Origin of the sequence: Qipengyuania nanhaisediminis, assembly GCF_900115585.1 — a bacterium.
In the GTDB taxonomy this organism is placed as follows: domain Bacteria; phylum Pseudomonadota; class Alphaproteobacteria; order Sphingomonadales; family Sphingomonadaceae; genus Qipengyuania; species Qipengyuania nanhaisediminis.
In genome coordinates, this window is record NZ_FOWZ01000001.1 from 670,023 (window position 1) to 685,027 (window position 15,005).

At 61.0% G+C, this 15,005-nt stretch carries 18 protein-coding genes; 9 read left to right on the forward strand and 9 right to left on the reverse strand.

The features are described 5' to 3' along the window. Positions 1–256 precede the first annotated feature (256 nt). From BM173_RS14840 to BM173_RS03465, 7 genes are all read left to right on the forward strand, one after another. On the forward strand, positions 257–1,012 hold the full coding sequence (locus BM173_RS14840) for a cold-shock protein (protein WP_090477293.1): 756 nt from the start codon (positions 257–259) through the stop codon (positions 1,010–1,012). Between the two features lie 133 nt (positions 1,013–1,145). Next, the gene (locus tag BM173_RS03440) at positions 1,146–2,336 is read left to right on the forward strand and encodes an aspartate aminotransferase family protein (protein ID WP_090477295.1); all 1,191 of its coding nucleotides are present in this window, start codon (positions 1,146–1,148) and stop codon (positions 2,334–2,336) included. Next, the gene (gene argF / locus BM173_RS03445) at positions 2,336–3,298 is read left to right on the forward strand and encodes an ornithine carbamoyltransferase (RefSeq protein WP_090477297.1); all 963 of its coding nucleotides are present in this window, start codon (positions 2,336–2,338) and stop codon (positions 3,296–3,298) included. Before BM173_RS03440 ends, argF begins: the two co-directional genes overlap by 1 nt. A 46-nt stretch (positions 3,299–3,344) precedes the next feature. Continuing rightward, the gene (hslO, locus tag BM173_RS03450; protein WP_090477299.1) at positions 3,345–4,250 is read left to right on the forward strand and encodes an Hsp33 family molecular chaperone HslO; all 906 of its coding nucleotides are present in this window, start codon (positions 3,345–3,347) and stop codon (positions 4,248–4,250) included. 125 nt (positions 4,251–4,375) lie between these two features. Then, positions 4,376–4,786, forward strand: coding sequence for a hypothetical protein (locus BM173_RS03455; RefSeq protein ID WP_245755740.1), 411 nt, complete (start codon positions 4,376–4,378; stop codon positions 4,784–4,786). Positions 4,787–4,825: 39 nt separating this feature from the next. Further along, positions 4,826–5,542, forward strand: a complete 717-nt coding sequence (gene queC / locus BM173_RS03460) for a 7-cyano-7-deazaguanine synthase QueC (protein ID WP_090477303.1) — start codon at positions 4,826–4,828, stop codon at positions 5,540–5,542. A 4-nt stretch (positions 5,543–5,546) separates the two neighbouring features. Then, complete coding sequence (locus BM173_RS03465; RefSeq protein ID WP_245755741.1) at positions 5,547–7,190, forward strand: MFS transporter; 1,644 nt, start codon at positions 5,547–5,549, stop codon at positions 7,188–7,190. Between the two features lie 8 nt (positions 7,191–7,198). Here BM173_RS03465 and BM173_RS03470 read toward each other — a convergent pair whose 3' ends face one another. From BM173_RS03470 to BM173_RS14755, 4 genes are all read right to left on the reverse strand, one after another. Beyond that, the gene (locus BM173_RS03470) at positions 7,199–7,732 is read right to left on the reverse strand and encodes a superoxide dismutase family protein (protein WP_090477305.1); all 534 of its coding nucleotides are present in this window, start codon (positions 7,730–7,732) and stop codon (positions 7,199–7,201) included. Between the two features lie 95 nt (positions 7,733–7,827). Continuing rightward, positions 7,828–8,961 carry an OmpA family protein gene (locus BM173_RS03475; protein ID WP_177201787.1) on the reverse strand — a complete coding sequence of 378 codons (1,134 nt, stop codon included), beginning with the start codon at positions 8,959–8,961 and terminating at the stop codon, positions 7,828–7,830. Positions 8,962–9,158: 197 nt separating this feature from the next. Then, positions 9,159–9,470 (reverse strand): DUF2793 domain-containing protein, encoded by a 312-nt coding sequence (locus tag BM173_RS14890; RefSeq protein ID WP_425438795.1) that lies wholly within the window; start codon positions 9,468–9,470, stop codon positions 9,159–9,161. Next, positions 9,374–9,919 carry a hypothetical protein gene (locus BM173_RS14755; RefSeq protein ID WP_245755742.1) on the reverse strand — a complete coding sequence of 182 codons (546 nt, stop codon included), beginning with the start codon at positions 9,917–9,919 and terminating at the stop codon, positions 9,374–9,376. The genes BM173_RS14890 and BM173_RS14755 overlap by 97 nt, the downstream gene beginning before the upstream one ends. Positions 9,920–10,132: 213 nt before the next feature. On the opposite strand from BM173_RS14755, the gene BM173_RS03485 reads away from it, so the two are divergent. Further along, complete coding sequence (locus BM173_RS03485; protein WP_090477310.1) at positions 10,133–10,771, forward strand: YqaA family protein; 639 nt, start codon at positions 10,133–10,135, stop codon at positions 10,769–10,771. Between the two features lies 1 nt (position 10,772). Here BM173_RS03485 and BM173_RS03490 read toward each other — a convergent pair whose 3' ends face one another. Beyond that, positions 10,773–11,408 carry a Crp/Fnr family transcriptional regulator gene (locus tag BM173_RS03490; protein ID WP_177201789.1) on the reverse strand — a complete coding sequence of 212 codons (636 nt, stop codon included), beginning with the start codon at positions 11,406–11,408 and terminating at the stop codon, positions 10,773–10,775. A 100-nt stretch (positions 11,409–11,508) separates the two neighbouring features. Between BM173_RS03490 and BM173_RS03495 the strand changes: the two genes are divergently transcribed. Further along, positions 11,509–12,354 carry a sterol desaturase family protein gene (locus tag BM173_RS03495; RefSeq protein ID WP_090477315.1) on the forward strand — a complete coding sequence of 282 codons (846 nt, stop codon included), beginning with the start codon at positions 11,509–11,511 and terminating at the stop codon, positions 12,352–12,354. A gap of 57 nt (positions 12,355–12,411) precedes the next feature. On the opposite strand, the gene BM173_RS03500 is transcribed toward BM173_RS03495, so the two are convergent. The 4 genes from BM173_RS03500 to BM173_RS03515 all read right to left on the reverse strand — a co-directional run bounded on the left by BM173_RS03500 (position 12,412) and on the right by BM173_RS03515 (position 14,887). Further along, positions 12,412–12,843: an OsmC family protein gene (locus BM173_RS03500; RefSeq protein WP_090478463.1), complete on the reverse strand. Its 432-nt coding sequence runs from the start codon at positions 12,841–12,843 to the stop codon at positions 12,412–12,414. Between the two features lie 58 nt (positions 12,844–12,901). After that, complete coding sequence (gene spt / locus BM173_RS03505; RefSeq protein WP_090477317.1) at positions 12,902–14,158, reverse strand: serine palmitoyltransferase; 1,257 nt, start codon at positions 14,156–14,158, stop codon at positions 12,902–12,904. Then, positions 14,158–14,400 carry an acyl carrier protein gene (locus BM173_RS03510; RefSeq protein WP_090477319.1) on the reverse strand — a complete coding sequence of 81 codons (243 nt, stop codon included), beginning with the start codon at positions 14,398–14,400 and terminating at the stop codon, positions 14,158–14,160. The genes spt and BM173_RS03510 overlap by 1 nt, the downstream gene beginning before the upstream one ends. 118 nt (positions 14,401–14,518) lie before the next feature. Continuing rightward, positions 14,519–14,887, reverse strand: coding sequence for a response regulator (locus tag BM173_RS03515; RefSeq protein WP_090478469.1), 369 nt, complete (start codon positions 14,885–14,887; stop codon positions 14,519–14,521). Positions 14,888–15,005: the final 118 nt, after the last annotated feature.

Below are 15,005 nucleotides of genomic sequence, written 5' to 3' on the forward strand. Positions count from 1 at the left end.
GTCGAACCGATGCCGAAGCCCGGTCGCCCATGCAAGCGAAGAAACCTGCGTGATTTCATGCGAAAATGTCACAATCGCTCGCGACACTTGGTGTAAATGCTAAATCATTCGCTTGACGCGCGGTTTCGCGCTATGCGTAATGGTTTGAGGGGTAGGTCTCGCGCATTTCGCTCGTGTCTGCCCGCGTCCGGCGCGTTTCAGCTCCCGCGCCGTTCGCAGTGAGTTTCGAGCTGAACGACAAGGTATTTGCAGGGTTATGGGTTACGACAGAGGGCGCCGCCGCGGACGGGACAAGCGGGACGGTTTCGGGGAAGACAGCTACGATCCGTTCGGTGGTCCGGGCGGCGGTTTCGACCAGCAGGGCGGCGGCTTCGGTGGCGGCGGTGACCGCTTCGGTGGCGGTGGCGATCGTTTCGGTGGCGGCGGTGGCGGTGGTGACCGCTTCGGCGGCGGCAATCGCGGCGGTGGCGGCTTCGGCGGTGGTCCGCGCGGTGGCGGCGGTGGCGGCGGTGGCAACCGCATGCCTGCCCAGGTTGTCGGCACCGGCAAAGGTAAGGTGAAGTTCTTTAATTCGCAGAAGGGCTTCGGCTTCATCCAGCAGGATACCGGCGGCGAAGATATCTTCGTTCACATCAGCGCTGTCGAGCGCGCCGGTCTCGAAGGCCTGGCAGAAGGACAGGAACTCGAATTCAACCTCGTGGATCGCGGCGGCAAGGTGTCGGCGCAGGACCTGCAGGTTGTCGGCGATGTCATCGCGGTCGAATCGCGCAGCGAAGCTCCGCGCCGCGAACTGACCGGTGAGAAGGCGACCGGCACGGTCAAGTTCTTCAACTCTATGAAGGGCTTCGGCTTCCTGACGCGTGACGACGGCCAGCCCGATGCTTTCGTGCACATCAGCGCGGTCGAGCGTTCGGGTCTGTCGGCCATCAACGAGGGCGAACGCTACGAGTTCGATCTCGAGGTCGACCGACGAGGCAAGTATTCGGCGGTCAATCTCGTACCTGCGGAATAATTTCCGCCGGTTTCCGTAGCGCCGGTTTGACCCGGCGTTGCAGAAGCAATAGATCGTCGATCATTACGCAGATGGCGGTTCCCTTTAGGGGCCGCCATTTGTCGTTTCGCTTTTCGAGAATACCGGAGGTCCGATGTCGATTACCCCGCTGATGCCCGTTTACCCGCGTTGCGGCGTTCGTCCTGTCGAGGGCGACCATTGCCACCTGATCGACGAAGATGGTACGCGCTATCTCGATTTCGCCAGCGGGATCGCCGTCAACCTGCTCGGCCACAGCCACAAGGGGCTGATCGGGGCGATCCAGCGCCAGGCCGAAAAGCTGATGCATGTCTCGAACCTCTACGGCAGTCCGCAGGGCGAGGAACTGGCGCAGCGGCTCGTCGACAAGACTTTCGCCGACACGGTGTTCTTCACCAATTCCGGCGCAGAGGCGGTCGAAACCGCGATCAAGACTGCGCGCGCATATCACCAGCATGAAGATGGCGACTCGAACCGCACCGAGCTGATCACCTTTACCAACGCTTTCCACGGCCGCACGATGGCCACCATCAGCGCGTCCAATCAGGAAAAGATGCACAAGGGCTTCCACCCCTTGCTCGCCGGTTTCCAGTATGCCGAATTCGACAATCTGGAGAGCGCGAAGGCGCTGGTCAGCGACAAGACCGCGGGCTTCCTCGTCGAACCCATCCAGGGCGAAGGCGGCATCCGTCCGGCATCGGACGAATTCATCCACGGCCTCAAGGCCATGTGTGACGAGCACGATCTCATGCTCGTATTCGACGAAGTGCAATGCGGCGTCGCTCGCACCGGCAAGCTCTATGCCTATGAACACTACGGCGTCGAGCCCGATGTGATGGCGAGTGCAAAGGGCATCGGCGGCGGCTTCCCGCTTGGCGCCTGCCTTGCGACCGAAAAGGCTGCGCGCGGTATGGGCTTCGGCACCCATGGATCAACCTATGGCGGCAATCCGCTGGCCATGGCTGCCGGCATGGCCGTGATGGACGCGGTCGCGAATGACGAATTCCTCGCCGAAGTGACGGAAAAGGGCGAACGCCTGCGCAGCCGCCTCGAGCAATTCATCGGCAACTATCCCGACCTCTTCGATTTCGTGCGCGGCAAGGGCCTGATGCTCGGTATCCGGATGAAGGTCGAAAGCCGGCCGTTCTTCGTCCACCTGCGTGACAATCACCAGCTGCTTTGCGTTGCGGCCGGCGACCAGACCCTGCGTGTCCTGCCGCCGCTGGTGGCGGGCGATGCGGAGTTCGACGAATTCCTCGACAAGCTTTCCGCAGGCGCGGCAAGCTTCGATCCGGAAGGCGCCTGATGGCAGGCGGCAACGCACTAGACCTGGGGCCGGCAGTGAGGAATTTCCTCGACCTGTCAGACGCGGGCGGAAATGCGATTGCCGCCATGCTCGCCGATGCGCAGGACCGTAAGGCGGCGCGGGCAGGCTGGCCCAAGGGCAAGCCCGACGCCGATGCACCGCTCGCGGGCCATGTCCTCGGCATGATCTTCGAGAAGAATTCGACCCGTACGCGCGTCAGCTTCGATATCGCGATGCGCCAGCTCGGCGGATCGGCGCTGATCCTTGATTCCGGTACCAGCCAGCTCGGTCGCGGCGAGAGCATCGCAGACACCGCTCGCGTGCTCAGCCGGATGGTCGATGCGATCATGATCCGCACCGACGATCACGCCAAGGCGGAGGAACTGGCGCATTATGCCCACGTGCCGGTGATCAACGGGCTGACAGACCGCTCGCATCCCTGCCAGATCGTGGCCGACCTGCTGACCATGGTGGAACATGGCAAGGCGCTGCCCGGGCTGGAGATCGCCTGGCTGGGCGATGGCAACAACGTGCTTCATTCGATCCTGGAAGCGGCTGGCCTCTTCAAGTTCAACGTGCGCGTGGGAACGCCAGCCGGATATGAGCCGGAATCCGAGTTCGTCGAATTGGCCCGATCTGCCGGCTCGAAGGTAACACTGACCAACGATGCCGGTGAAGCGGCGCGCGGAGCGGACGTGATTGTAACCGACACGTGGGTGTCGATGGGTCAGGATCATGCGGAAGCCAAGCTCGCCGCGATGGCGCCGTTTCAAGTCGATGCCGACCTGATGGCGCTGGCCAAGCAAGACGCAAAATTCCTGCATTGCCTGCCTGCCCATGTCGGGGAAGAAGTGAGCGAGGACGTGTTCGAAAGCTCCCAATCGGTCGTTTTCGACGAGGCGGAGAACCGCATCCACGCGCAAAAAGCCATCCTGCTCTGGTGTCACGGATTGCTGGGCTAGCCATCGGGGTCTGTAAATCCGGGCGCGCCGCACCATATTGCGCCGCATGACCGATAATCAGCCCGACCAGGACGAAACTTTCGCCGGCAAGACCCTTTCATTCGCCATCCCGTCGCGGGATGCGCGCGGCCGCGTCGTGCGGCTGGATACGGCTCTCGACGAGATCCTCTCCGCCCACGATTACCCTGCGCCGATTACGCACCTCTTGGCCGAAGCGCTCGTGCTCACATCGCTCATGGGAGGGTTGCTGAAGGGCGAGGGATCGCAGGTCACGATGCAGGCTCAAACCGAAGCCGGCGCCATCAACCTGCTCGTTTGCGACTACAAGGACGGCGCGCTTCGCGGCTACGTCGATTTCGACTCCGACAAGCTCGTCGAACTTGGCGCGAACCCGTCGCTTTTCGCGCTGTTCGGGAAGGGCTACCTCGCTATCACCTTCGACATGGCCGAAGGGCGTGGGCGCTATCAGGGTATCGTCCCTCTCGAAGGAGACTCCCTTGCCGAGGCTTGCGAGGCTTATTTCTTCCAGTCCGAGCAGGTTCCGACCCTGATCCGTACCGCGGTCAGATCAAACGCGGGCAGTTGTATGGCTGCGGGCATGCTGGTGCAGCACTTGCCTGATGGTGAAGAGGGGCGCGAGCGCCTTCACGCAAGGCTCGACCACCCGGAGTGGGAGCATGTCTCGGTCCTGGCAGGTTCGCTCCGCCACGAGGAATTGCTCGACCCGGAACTGTCACTCGAAGCGATTGTCTGGCGTCTCTTCCACGAAGAAGAGGAGATCCGGATCAGCAGCGGCCACACAATCGAGAAGGGCTGCAGGTGTTCGGTCGAGCACTACGAAAGCGTACTTGCCAAGTTCGCGGAAGCGGATCGGGCCGAAATGCGTGACGAGAACGGAATAATTCAAGTCGACTGCGCATTCTGTTCGCGCCAGTTCCCGATTGAGGCCTAGCCTGATACACTGTGTGCCTGTCGATACTGGGAACCCGCTTGTTCTGCAGTGGTTCAGCGCAGAATGTTCATAATTTTGCACTAGATACGAAGTATCAGGCACATAAATCGAGGTAATTGGGAAAAGTGACCGGAAAACAGAAACTTGGTGTGATCGGAGGCGCATTTGCATTGCTGTGCGCCGGTGCCGTTGCGTCACCAACTCTCGCCCAGTCATCGCTCGCCATGCTCGATTCGCTCGATAAAGGCGAATGGCAGCTGCGGTTTCGCGACGGTTCCCCGGCCCGCAAGGTGTGTGTCCGTTCCGGCCGTGAGCTGATCCAGTTGCGTCACTCGGCGAGCGGATGCAATCGCTTCGTGGTCGAAGATGGCCGCAACGAAGTGACTGTCCAGTACACGTGCCCGGGCGACGGCTATGGCCGCACCAACGTGCGCAAGGAAGGTCCTGCTCTGGTGCAGATCGATAGCCAGGGCATTGTGGGCGGGCGTCCATTCCAGTTTTCGGCCGAGGCGCGCCGCATCGGTTCCTGCCAGTGAGCATTGCCCGCGCAGGGTGAAGGCTTTAGCTGGCGTTTCATGAATGAAGTGAACAATGCGGATTCGCCGCCGGCAGTCGTACTGCTGTCGGGCGGCTTGGACTCGATGGTCAGCGCAGCTCTCGCACGGGAAGCGGGATATGCGGTCCATGCGCTAACGATCGACTACGGCCAGCGACATATTCGCGAACTCCAATCGGCGCGGAAGATTGCCAAACTTCTGGGCGTGTCCCGCCACGTTGAGCTCCCTCTCGATCTGCGACGTTTCGGCGGATCGGCGCTAACCGACGATATCGACGTACCCAAGGAAGGCGTCGGAGACGACATACCGGTCACATATGTTCCGGCCCGCAATCTCGTATTTCTCGCCCTCACGACCGCTTTTGCCGAAAGCGTGCACTCCCGCGATATATTCATCGGTGTTAATGCGCTCGACTACTCGGGCTATCCCGACTGCCGGCCGGAGTTCATTGCCAGTTTTGCCGAAACCGCGAGGCTCGGTACCAAGCAGGGTGTCGAAGGCGAGCCGTTCTCGATCCACGCGCCGCTCCAGCACATGAGCAAGGCCGACATTGCGCGCGAATGCTATCGCCTCGATCTCGACCCTTCCTGGAGCTGGTCTTGCTATGACCCAACCGAAGACGGAACGGCCTGTGGCGCGTGTGATTCCTGCCGACTTCGTCGAAAGGGCTTTGACGAAGCGGGGCTAATCGATACGACTGCCTATGCGCCGGGAGCGCCTGATTTGAGGGAGTAGGAATTTGAACCAGAGCGACGTTACAAGCGAGAAGCCGATCGAAGCGTCGCCTCAACCGGATACCAAGGTCCCCGCCTACAGCTGGTATGCGCTGGGCGTTCTCGTCCTTGTATACGTTCTCAATTTCATCGACCGGCAGATTCTTTCGATCCTGGCCAATGACATCAAGGCCGACCTTGGTGTCGAGGACGACTATCTCGGATTTCTTTACGGGACTGCGTTCGCCGTCTTCTACGCTCTTTTCGGGATCCCGCTCGGCAAACTGGCCGACAGCTGGAAACGCATCCGGCTGATGACGATTGGCTTGGCACTGTGGTCGACAATGACTGCACTGTCGGGTTTTGCCAAGAATGCCGGGGCCTTAACAGCTGCGCGCGTAGGTGTTGGCGTGGGCGAGGCGACGGCCAGCCCTTCGGCTTATTCGTTGATCTCCGATTGGTTTCCGGCGCGGCTGCGTGCAACTGCGCTCGCGATTTATTCGAGCGGCCTATACATCGGCGGTGGTATTTCGCTGCTAATCGGCGGACTCGTCGTCGAGAACTGGAACGAAGCTTATCCCGATGGTGGTCCATTAGGTCTCGTCGGATGGCAGGCAGCGTTCCTGTCGGTGGGTATTCCCGGACTTCTGCTCGCGCTTTGGGTCCTGACCCTGCGAGAACCGGTGCGCGGAGAAATCGACGGCCTGCCCACTCCGGAAAATCCGCATCCGTTCCGCGGCTTCTTCCAGGAACTCTTCCAGGTCATCCCCCCGTTCACACTGCTTGGAGCGTTTCAACGTGGAATTGGTGCCTTCGCCGTCAATGTCGCCGGGCTTGTCGCCTTTGCTGTCATTGCGGTCTTCCTGACATCAATCACCCCCGGGGCCTCGGCCTATTTGTCGGACGCGGTAGGACTGACCGCGGCCGGTGTGCCCGTAAGCGACCAGTGGCTCTTCCTCGGAGTTGGATACTACGCTGTCTTCAGCTGGGCGACCGCGCTGTACACACGTGATCTTCCGACCTTCCGCCTGACCTGGGGCTCGCCCGCGTTCCTCAGCGTCGTGCTGGGCTACGGCACGGTAGCATTCATGGCTTATGCAGCGTCCTATTGGGGCGCGCCCTATGCGGAGCGTGTCCTCGGGGCCGACAAAACGGATCTTGGCTGGTTTCTTGGCGCACCCTCTGCGGTCGCAGGTTTTCTCGGAGTGATCCTGGGTGGACGCATGGCAGACTATTTGCTCGAGAAATTCCAGAACGGTCGCGTGATGGTCATCCTGTTCGGGCTGCTCGCTTCGCTTCCGCCGATCGTCGTCGCGTACACTACCGACAGTCTGACGGTTTTCTATGTGGCTAGCTTCTTTGCGCAGATGACCGGCGCTTCGGCGCTCGGCGCTGCGGCTGCCAGCAGCCAGGCGCTGGTTCTGCCCCGCATGCGTGGAATGGCGACAGCCATCTTCTTCCTGTCGACCACCTTGATCGGACTGGGCATCGGGCCGTTCCTTGCAGGATATGTCTCGGCCGTCAGCCCCGGAGGGTTGAGCACCGGGATGCTGACCACGCTGGTGGCTGCACCCTTTGGCTTCGTGCTGTTGCTCGCCGCGCTTAAGCTTGTTCCGGCGGCGGGCGCCTCGGTGCTCGAGCGCGCCCGCGCGGCCGGCGAGGCAGTCTGAGAGGTATTCTAGCTGGCGGCTTTGATGACACCGCAGGCGATGCGCGAACCGGCATCGCCTGCCGGATCGCTGCGATAATCGTCAGGTCCTGCGTGGATCATGACCGCAGTGCCGTCTGCGTCGAATATATCGCCAAGAACGTCGCCGGCCGAACCTGACAAGTCATACTGGGCGGTCGCACGTCCTGTGTCGTTCGCTACCAGATTCGGTAGATCGCCAAGGTGTTTGCCGGCGGGATTGTCACTCCCGTGCTCGCGTCCTGCAGGGTTGAGATGGCCCCCTGCGCTTTGGAAGCCGGGGCTTTCGCATTTGCCGGTGGTATGAAGGTGGAAGCCGTGCGGGCCTGGTTCGAGGCCGGTGACCGCTACTCCCATGGTAACTCCATCACTGTCCGAGAAAAGCTGGACTGTTCCGGCGGGCAGCCCGTTTGCGAAAGTGAGTGTAGCGCTGCCCACCCGTTCGGTCGGCAGGCTGCCGTAGCTCGAGCAGGCGCCGAGCTGGAGTGCTGCGGATATCGCGACGAGGGCTTTTGCGTATTTCATTCCGGGATCCCTTGTTCATTGAGAAGACAAGGGACCAACGAAAAAGGGGCCGGATTGCTCCGGCCCCTAATCCTGTTTTCACTCGGTGAGTGAAATTACATGCCCGAACCCGGACCGTAGGTGACTTCCACACGACGGTTCTGGAGTTCGCGAACGCCGTCGGCGGTCGGAACGCGCAGCTGCGATTCGCCGAAGGCTTCGCTGCTGATGCGACCATCGGGAATGCCGCGTGCGGTCAGGTAATCACGGACCGACGAGTTACGACGCTCGGCGAGACCCATGTTGTACTGAGCCGAACCCGACGTATCGGTGTGACCCGCCAGCATGACCGAAGCCATGCCGCAGTTGGCGTATGCCGAGACTGCGTTGTCGAGGATCGTTGCCGCTTCCGGAGTGATGTCCGACTCGTCCCAGTTAAAGAAGACGATGTACGGGCCCTGCTGGCAAACCGGAGCCGGCGGCGGCGGCGGCGGCGGCGGAGGCGGCGGGGGCGGAGGAGGCGGCGGCGGCGGCGGCGGCGGGGGCGGCGGAGGAGTAGGCGCACCGAAGTTGTAGGTGAGCGTACCCATCAGCGAGTGCGTGCGCAGCTTGCCGTCGAGAGCGCGGCCGCCGAGATCGACAACTTGGACGTCTTCAGCGGTGAACATGCGATAACGCAGGCCAACGTCGAGATTGTCGTTCAGCGGAGCATTGATGCCAGCAAGAAGCTGCCATGCGATGTCGCTGCTCGAATCGTCGATCGAGGGACTTCCCGCGCTTGCGATACGTCCTTCGACACTAGTGCGAGCAACACCGATACCGCCACCAGCGTAGAGCTGGAGGCCATCATCGGGACCGAAGTCGAACAGGCCGTTCAGCATGAAGCTGAGCGAGTTGATGCTACCGACAGCGGCGGTCTCACCAGCCGGAGCGATAGCTCCTGAAGCGTTTGCGAGGCCCGTAGCGCCCACATCGACGCTTTCGACATTCGCATCGCGATAGCTTACTTCAGCTTCGAGGCGGAACGCACCGAAGTCGTATCCGACGTAACCACCACCGTCATAGCCGGTGTCGGTATCTACGATGAGCGTATCGACCGTTGCGTCGTCTTCATCAAGAAGGTTGAGATCGAGATCTTCAGCGATCATCGGGCCGAATTCGGCGCCGATGTACCACGAATTGTCTCGTGCGAGGGCAGGCGATGCAAGGGCCGTAGAGGCCATCGCCATTCCTAGGACGAAATTCCGCATTATTTATTTCCCCTTTTTGCGAATTGGAGCCACCGAGTGGTGGTTATCTAACTTTCCCGTTCACACGTGGCAAGCAAGCATTGGACGGGAACTGTTGCAAGAATGTCGCGATTCCCGTCGAAATACAAAGCTGTCCGAGCGATATCTCACCCTCGGACATCACTCAAACGACATCCTGCGAAGACGGTTCCGAACAATCAAGGGAATAAGCCGTGCTGCCTCAGTATCGCGACCAATTCCTCGATAGCCGTTCTTGCTTCCGCATCTATGGTATTGCCACCGGAAGGCAGCGTGGGTGCCTGATGGCGTACCCACCCATCCCGGTACACCAGCGATCCCGCGGTTTGCCGATCGTAGACGATCAGGCCGTGGTACGGGGCCACGAAGGTCCATTGACCATCGATCCATCCAGCTATCGAGCCTTCCCTCCCGGTCCACTCATCGCTCGGTTGGGCGCCGACAATGTAGCAAGCTCCGGGTTCCGGCGAGGCCGGAGGCGACGATAAAATTGCCTGGCAGGGGCCGGATCGCGAAGGTATCCGAGCACTTCCATTTCCAGATTGGTATATCCTTCGAACAGCGCGGCGCGCCAGTCGGCGGCGAAGTCGTCGCAGCTGCGACGGGTGCGATAGGCCACACGCGGGGCGATATCCGCCTGTCTTGCCGAGCCTGCGACATTGGACGTTTCCGCAAGCGCATCGAGGAAGACGCGTTTCCACTGGCGCGGGGCGGTGCGCTCCTCGCTGTTGCGGATGCGCTTGCTTTTCCCGCTGTTGTAGGCGGCGAGCGCTTGTTTCCATTCCGCATCGAAGGATGCACTGACCTTGCGCCGGTTATAGGGCGGCCCGGTGGTTATTCCGGCGGCATGCGCAGCTGCATTGACCTTGCCGTTTTCGCGCAATGCCTTGAGGAACGCGGCTTCCCAGGCGTGGCGGGCAGAAGATCGTGATTTTCCCATGGCTCCCTCCCGATCCGGCGGACGCATGAAACGCAAAAGGGCGACCTGCCGGCCGCCCTTCGGAGTGAATCACACTATCGCGATGTTTCATTTGTCTAGCCAAATAGCGCCACGATGTCAAGAAAAAAGAACCAAATAGGTTATACGGTGACGCTTGCCTACACAGTCCCGGTGCCTTAGGTCGCTGGCTTCGATTTCGAGGGTCACACGAACATGCTGCGCAGCCTCTACAACTGGACGATGGACAAGGCTGCGCACCCGCATGCGGTCTGGTGGCTGGCATTCTTCTGCTTCGTGGAATCGTCTTTTTTCCCGATCCCGCCGCATCCTCTGCTCGGCCTCATGTGCCTTGCCGAACCGAAGAAGGCGGTGAAGTTCGCTCTCGTCGCCACTCTGGCATCAGTCGCGGGTGCCTTGCTCGGCTATGCGATCGGGTGGGGCCTCTACGATACGGTCGGGGTCTGGCTTATCGGCGCGCTTGGCCTGACCGAGGCATTTCCCGTCGCGGCGTGCCATCTGCGCGAATACGACTTCGAGGCGATCCTGATCGCCGGAGCGACGCCGGTGCCGTTCAAGCTGCTGACCATTACGGCGGGCTTTGTCGGCATGAACCTCGTCACTTTCGTTCTGTCGAGCCTGTTTGCCCGCGCCCTCATTTTCATGACGGTGGGCATCCTGTTCCGCGTCTTCGGCGCGCCGATCAAGCAGGTGATCGACAAGTACCTGGGCCTCGTCACCACGGCCTTCGTCGTCCTGGTGGTAGGCGGCGTGCTGGTCCTCACGCAGCTTGGCGGCAGCGAGGACGAGGAAGGCGGCGTGTGCAGCAGTCCGCCCGCCATCGAGGCCAGCTGATCTAGTCCAACGCGAACTTCATCAACCGGTCGCGGTCGCGCACGATAATCGTGCCGTACCCGCGCTCGATCAGCCTTGCCTGTTGCAGGATCTTGAGCGCGGCGTTGGCCGTGACCCGTGTGATACCGAGCAGCTCTGCAAGTTCCTGCTGGGTGATTTCGACCCGGGCTTCGCGCCGGACCTCACCTGCCAGGTTGACGAGCAGCTCGGCCATTCTCGCCGGATTGGTCCCGCGCCGCATCCCTGCCAGCAGCGAAAGCGTGTCCTGCAATTGGTGAGAGAGGGCGCCCAATAGCGCTCTCATCGACGCGGGGTAGTTGCCCAGCGCATCGAGGAAGCGGTGTGCCGATATGTGCCTCAGCGTGCTTTGCCCGCGCGACACGGCATCGACGATGCGGGGGCGGTTGGAGAATACCGCGAGCTCGCCATAGGAATCGCCTTTGCCAAGAAGGGCGACCGCGCGAAAATCTCCTTCGCGCAGGAACTGGCCGACCATGACCTCGCCGGCCTCGATCAGCCAGAAACCATCCGCCATCTCTCCGCGCTGCTGGATGATTTGGTCGTCCTCGTAGCGCCGCTCCGCCGACCCGCGCAGCAGGTGGGCCTGCAAGGCTGGATCGAGGCTGGAAAACAGCATGGGCGACACCAGCGAGCGCCGAGTCGGGTCAGAATGTAAAACATTTGACATTATTTCGCTTCGGTAAACGCTAGGCCGGGAATCGACAAGGGAGAGACCCATGCCTGCTTCGACCATTGCGATCATCTGCATCTACCTCGGCTTCGCCTTGCTGGAGCTGTGGCGGACCAACCTGTTCCGCAAATCCGAACAGACCCGCGACGATGGAATCGTGGAAGCGGTCAGCATGATCATGCTGCTCGGGCTAACCCAGCCTGTCGTTCTTTTTACCTCGGCGACTCTCGCCGGAATGGTCGCCCCCCAATGGGAGGGCGCGCTGTCCGGCATCAATATCTTCCTTGCGATCGGCCTGTTCCTGATCCTCGACGACATGATGCAGTATTGGTGGCACCGCGCGAGCCACAGCTTTCACTGGCTCTACAACCTCCATCGCGCGCACCATAACGCGAAATACATGAGCGTGCGGCTCGTGTACCGAAACAACCTATTTTACTATGCGATGATGCCGGGCATCTGGCTGTCGGGTATCCTGATCTACCTCGGCCTTGGCTGGGTATATGCCGGGTATATCGTGGTGAAGCTGCTGGTCATCACCGGCGCGCATTCCGACGTCGCCTGGGACAAGCCGCTCTACAAGATCAAGTGGCTCTCTCCCGTCATGTGGGTGGTCGAACGCACCATCTCGACCCCTGCCACGCACCATGCGCACCACGGCCGACACGCCGACGATCCGGCGGTGCAATACAAGGGTAATTACGGGAACCTGCTATTCTTCTGGGACATGCTGTTCGGCACTGCGAAGATCACGCGCAGCTTCCCAAAGAGCTATGGCGTTGAAAACCTCGCGCCCGCCACATTGGGCCAGCAGCTTATGTGGCCGATCTTCCCCGAGAACCGGGAAATTGAACCTTCAGTTGGAGAGGAGGCGACCGCCAAGGTCGCCTGACGGGAAAGGCCGGCCGGTTCGCAACCCCCGGCCGACCTTTCTCGCGAAGAACTGGTCTCAGCCTTCGAATTCGGTTTCGAGAGTGATGTCGCAGTTCAGCAGTCTCGAGATCGGACAGTTGGCCTTCGCATCGGCGGCCAGTTCTTCGAACTTGGCCTGGTCCATACCCTCGACCTTGCCCTTGGTCGACAACGCCGATTTCGTCACCGTAAATCCGCCGTCTTCCTTTTCGAGCGTGACTTCCGCGCTGGTGACGACGCTGCCATCGGTGAAGCCTGCTTCGGCCAGCTTGAATGACAGGGCCATGGTGAAACAGCTTGCATGGGCAGCGGCGACAAGCTCTTCCGGATTGGTGCCAGGCGCATCCTCGAACCTGGTATTGAAGCCATAAGGCTGGGCCGCAAGTGCGCCCGACCCGGTTGAGACATGTCCTTTGCCGTCCTTGCCAAGGCCTTCGTATGTCGCGCTGCCGCTATTGGTCGTCTTCATCTGATCGTTCTCCTTCATGGAAGGAGACGAGCAGGCGGGGATGCGCGTTCCCGCCTGGTCAGATTATCCCTACGGCCTTGCCCGCTTTCTCGAAAATTTCGAGGATCTCGCCCACTTCCTCTTCGCTGTGTTCGGCGCAGAGCGAGCAGCGTAGCAGGGTCATGTTGGCAGGCGTTGCCGGCGGCCTTGCGAGGTTCACGTAGAGCCCGTTCTTGATCAGCGCTTCCCACATGGCCGCGCCCTGCTGGAGGTCGGGCATGATCACCGCGATAATCGCGCTTTGCGGTTCGTCGGTGCCAAGCTGGAAGCCCAGGTCCTTCAGCCCCTTGTGCAGGTTCTTGGAATTTTCCCAGAGATGCGCGCGCTTATTGGATCCGTGCATGAGCTTGCGGATCGAGGTGCAGGCGGTCGCCACCACGCTCGGCGGGAGCGAGGCGGTGAAGACGTATGGGCGGCAGACGAGGCGCATGATGTCGAACTTCGGGTGGTTCGAAACGCAGAAACCGCCGACCGTCCCGACGCTCTTGGAGAAGGTGCCGATGATGAAATCGACGTCGTCGATCACGCCGGCGCTTTCGACCACGCCGCGTCCGTTTTCGCCGATGAACCCCATGGAATGCGCTTCATCGACCAGCACCATCGCGCCGTATTTCTTCGCGACGGCGACCATTTCCTTCAGCGGTGCAATATCGCCAAGCATCGAGTAGACGCCTTCGAGGATGACCAGCTTCCCGGCATCCTCGGGGATGCGCCGGAGGCGCTTTTCCATCGCTTCGATGTCGTTGTGCTTGAAAGGCACGACCTCGGCATTGCCCATCGCGCAGCCGTCCCAGATGCTGGCATGGCTATCGATGTCGAGGACGATGTAGTCGCCCTTTCCGGCTATGGTGCTGATGATCCCAAGATTGGCCTGGTAGCCAGTAGAGAAGACCATCGCGTGGTCCATGTCGTAGAAGTCCTTGAGTGCTTCCTCGACATCCTTGTGCCCCTGGTAGGTGCCGTTGAGAACGCGGCTGCCGGTCGTGCCCGAACCGAAATCGGCCAGCGCCTGCTTGCCCGCTTCGACCACGTCCGGGTCGAAGGTCATGCCCATGTAGTTATAAGTGCCGAGCAGGATCGTCTCGCGCCCGTTGCAGATCGCGCGGGTCGGCGAGAGAACCTTTTCCATGACGAGGTTGAACGGGTCCTCGACGCCGCTATCGAGCAGACCCTGGCGCATCGCGATGATGTCGTCGAACTTGGAGAAGAGATCCTTGTCGCCCGCGTGTCCCTCGAGCGCCTGCGGCTGGTCCGGCTGGGAGATACCCTCGCTCATCAGTCGGCCTGCATCTTGGTCACGGCATCGACGAGCTGGCCGTATTTCTCGATCTCGGCCTGCTGGTTCATGCTGATGATGATGTCGAATTCGTCCTCGATCTCGGCGACGAAATCCATGACGGTCAGGCTGTCGAATTCCAGGTCGTTCTGGAAACTGGTTTCTTCGGTGATGGTGACGCCCTTCTTGTTGAAGGGTTCTGCGATTTCGCGGATTTTTGCGTCGACTTCGGCACGGTCCATGAAGGGTCCAGTCCTTGTAATGTTACAGCGGCAGGGGCGACCCGCGGCGCTTGCAGTAGATAATCAATGGGCGGCAAAGCGGTTTCCGGACCCGCTTGTCAAGCGTGGGCGCGCTATCTCACTCGCCGACAAGGCGACGTACGGCCGCCATGAAGGGGCCGATCGATACCGGTTTGGCGAGGTAATCTTCCGCGCCCGCGCCGCGGATGCGTTCCTCGTCGCCCTTGCCCGCATAGGCGGTTACAGCGAGCACCGGCACCTTGGCGAGATCGCCATTGTCCTTGAGCTCGGCGATCAAATCGACCCCGCTTACACCGGGCAGCTGGATGTCCATGATGACGAGATCGGGCGCAAACTTGCGGGCAGTGGCGATGACATTGTTGCCATCGGCGACCGGCACGACCTCGTGGCCGTTGGCCTTCAGCACGTCACAGAACAATTTCCGGTTGAGGTCGTTATCCTCGACAACGAGTATTCTCTTTGCCACGTGCTTGCCGTCTCCTGCGATCTGGCACCGGGGCATAGTGAGAAGCGAAAGGGCTGACAATTCTATCCAACGACAAATCCGGCGAAACCCGCGCACCCGAAGTCCTGGCGCTTGAGGC

Coding starts and splice junctions, on each gene's coding strand:
- BM173_RS14840 (WP_090477293.1), top strand. CDS start 257: ATGGGTTACGACAGAGGGCGCCGCCGCGGACGGGACAAGCGGGACGGT.
- BM173_RS03440 (WP_090477295.1), top strand. CDS start 1,146: ATGTCGATTACCCCGCTGATGCCCGTTTACCCGCGTTGCGGCGTTCGT.
- argF (WP_090477297.1), top strand. CDS start 2,336: ATGGCAGGCGGCAACGCACTAGACCTGGGGCCGGCAGTGAGGAATTTC.
- hslO (WP_090477299.1), top strand. CDS start 3,345: ATGACCGATAATCAGCCCGACCAGGACGAAACTTTCGCCGGCAAGACC.
- queC (WP_090477303.1), top strand. CDS start 4,826: ATGAATGAAGTGAACAATGCGGATTCGCCGCCGGCAGTCGTACTGCTG.
- BM173_RS03470 (WP_090477305.1), bottom strand. CDS start 7,732: ATGAAATACGCAAAAGCCCTCGTCGCGATATCCGCAGCACTCCAGCTC.
- BM173_RS03475 (WP_177201787.1), bottom strand. CDS start 8,961: ATGCGGAATTTCGTCCTAGGAATGGCGATGGCCTCTACGGCCCTTGCA.
- BM173_RS14755 (WP_245755742.1), bottom strand. CDS start 9,919: ATGGGAAAATCACGATCTTCTGCCCGCCACGCCTGGGAAGCCGCGTTC.
- BM173_RS03485 (WP_090477310.1), top strand. CDS start 10,133: ATGCTGCGCAGCCTCTACAACTGGACGATGGACAAGGCTGCGCACCCG.
- BM173_RS03490 (WP_177201789.1), bottom strand. CDS start 11,408: ATGCTGTTTTCCAGCCTCGATCCAGCCTTGCAGGCCCACCTGCTGCGC.
- BM173_RS03495 (WP_090477315.1), top strand. CDS start 11,509: ATGCCTGCTTCGACCATTGCGATCATCTGCATCTACCTCGGCTTCGCC.
- BM173_RS03500 (WP_090478463.1), bottom strand. CDS start 12,843: ATGAAGACGACCAATAGCGGCAGCGCGACATACGAAGGCCTTGGCAAG.
- spt (WP_090477317.1), bottom strand. CDS start 14,158: ATGAGCGAGGGTATCTCCCAGCCGGACCAGCCGCAGGCGCTCGAGGGA.
- BM173_RS03510 (WP_090477319.1), bottom strand. CDS start 14,400: ATGGACCGTGCCGAAGTCGACGCAAAAATCCGCGAAATCGCAGAACCC.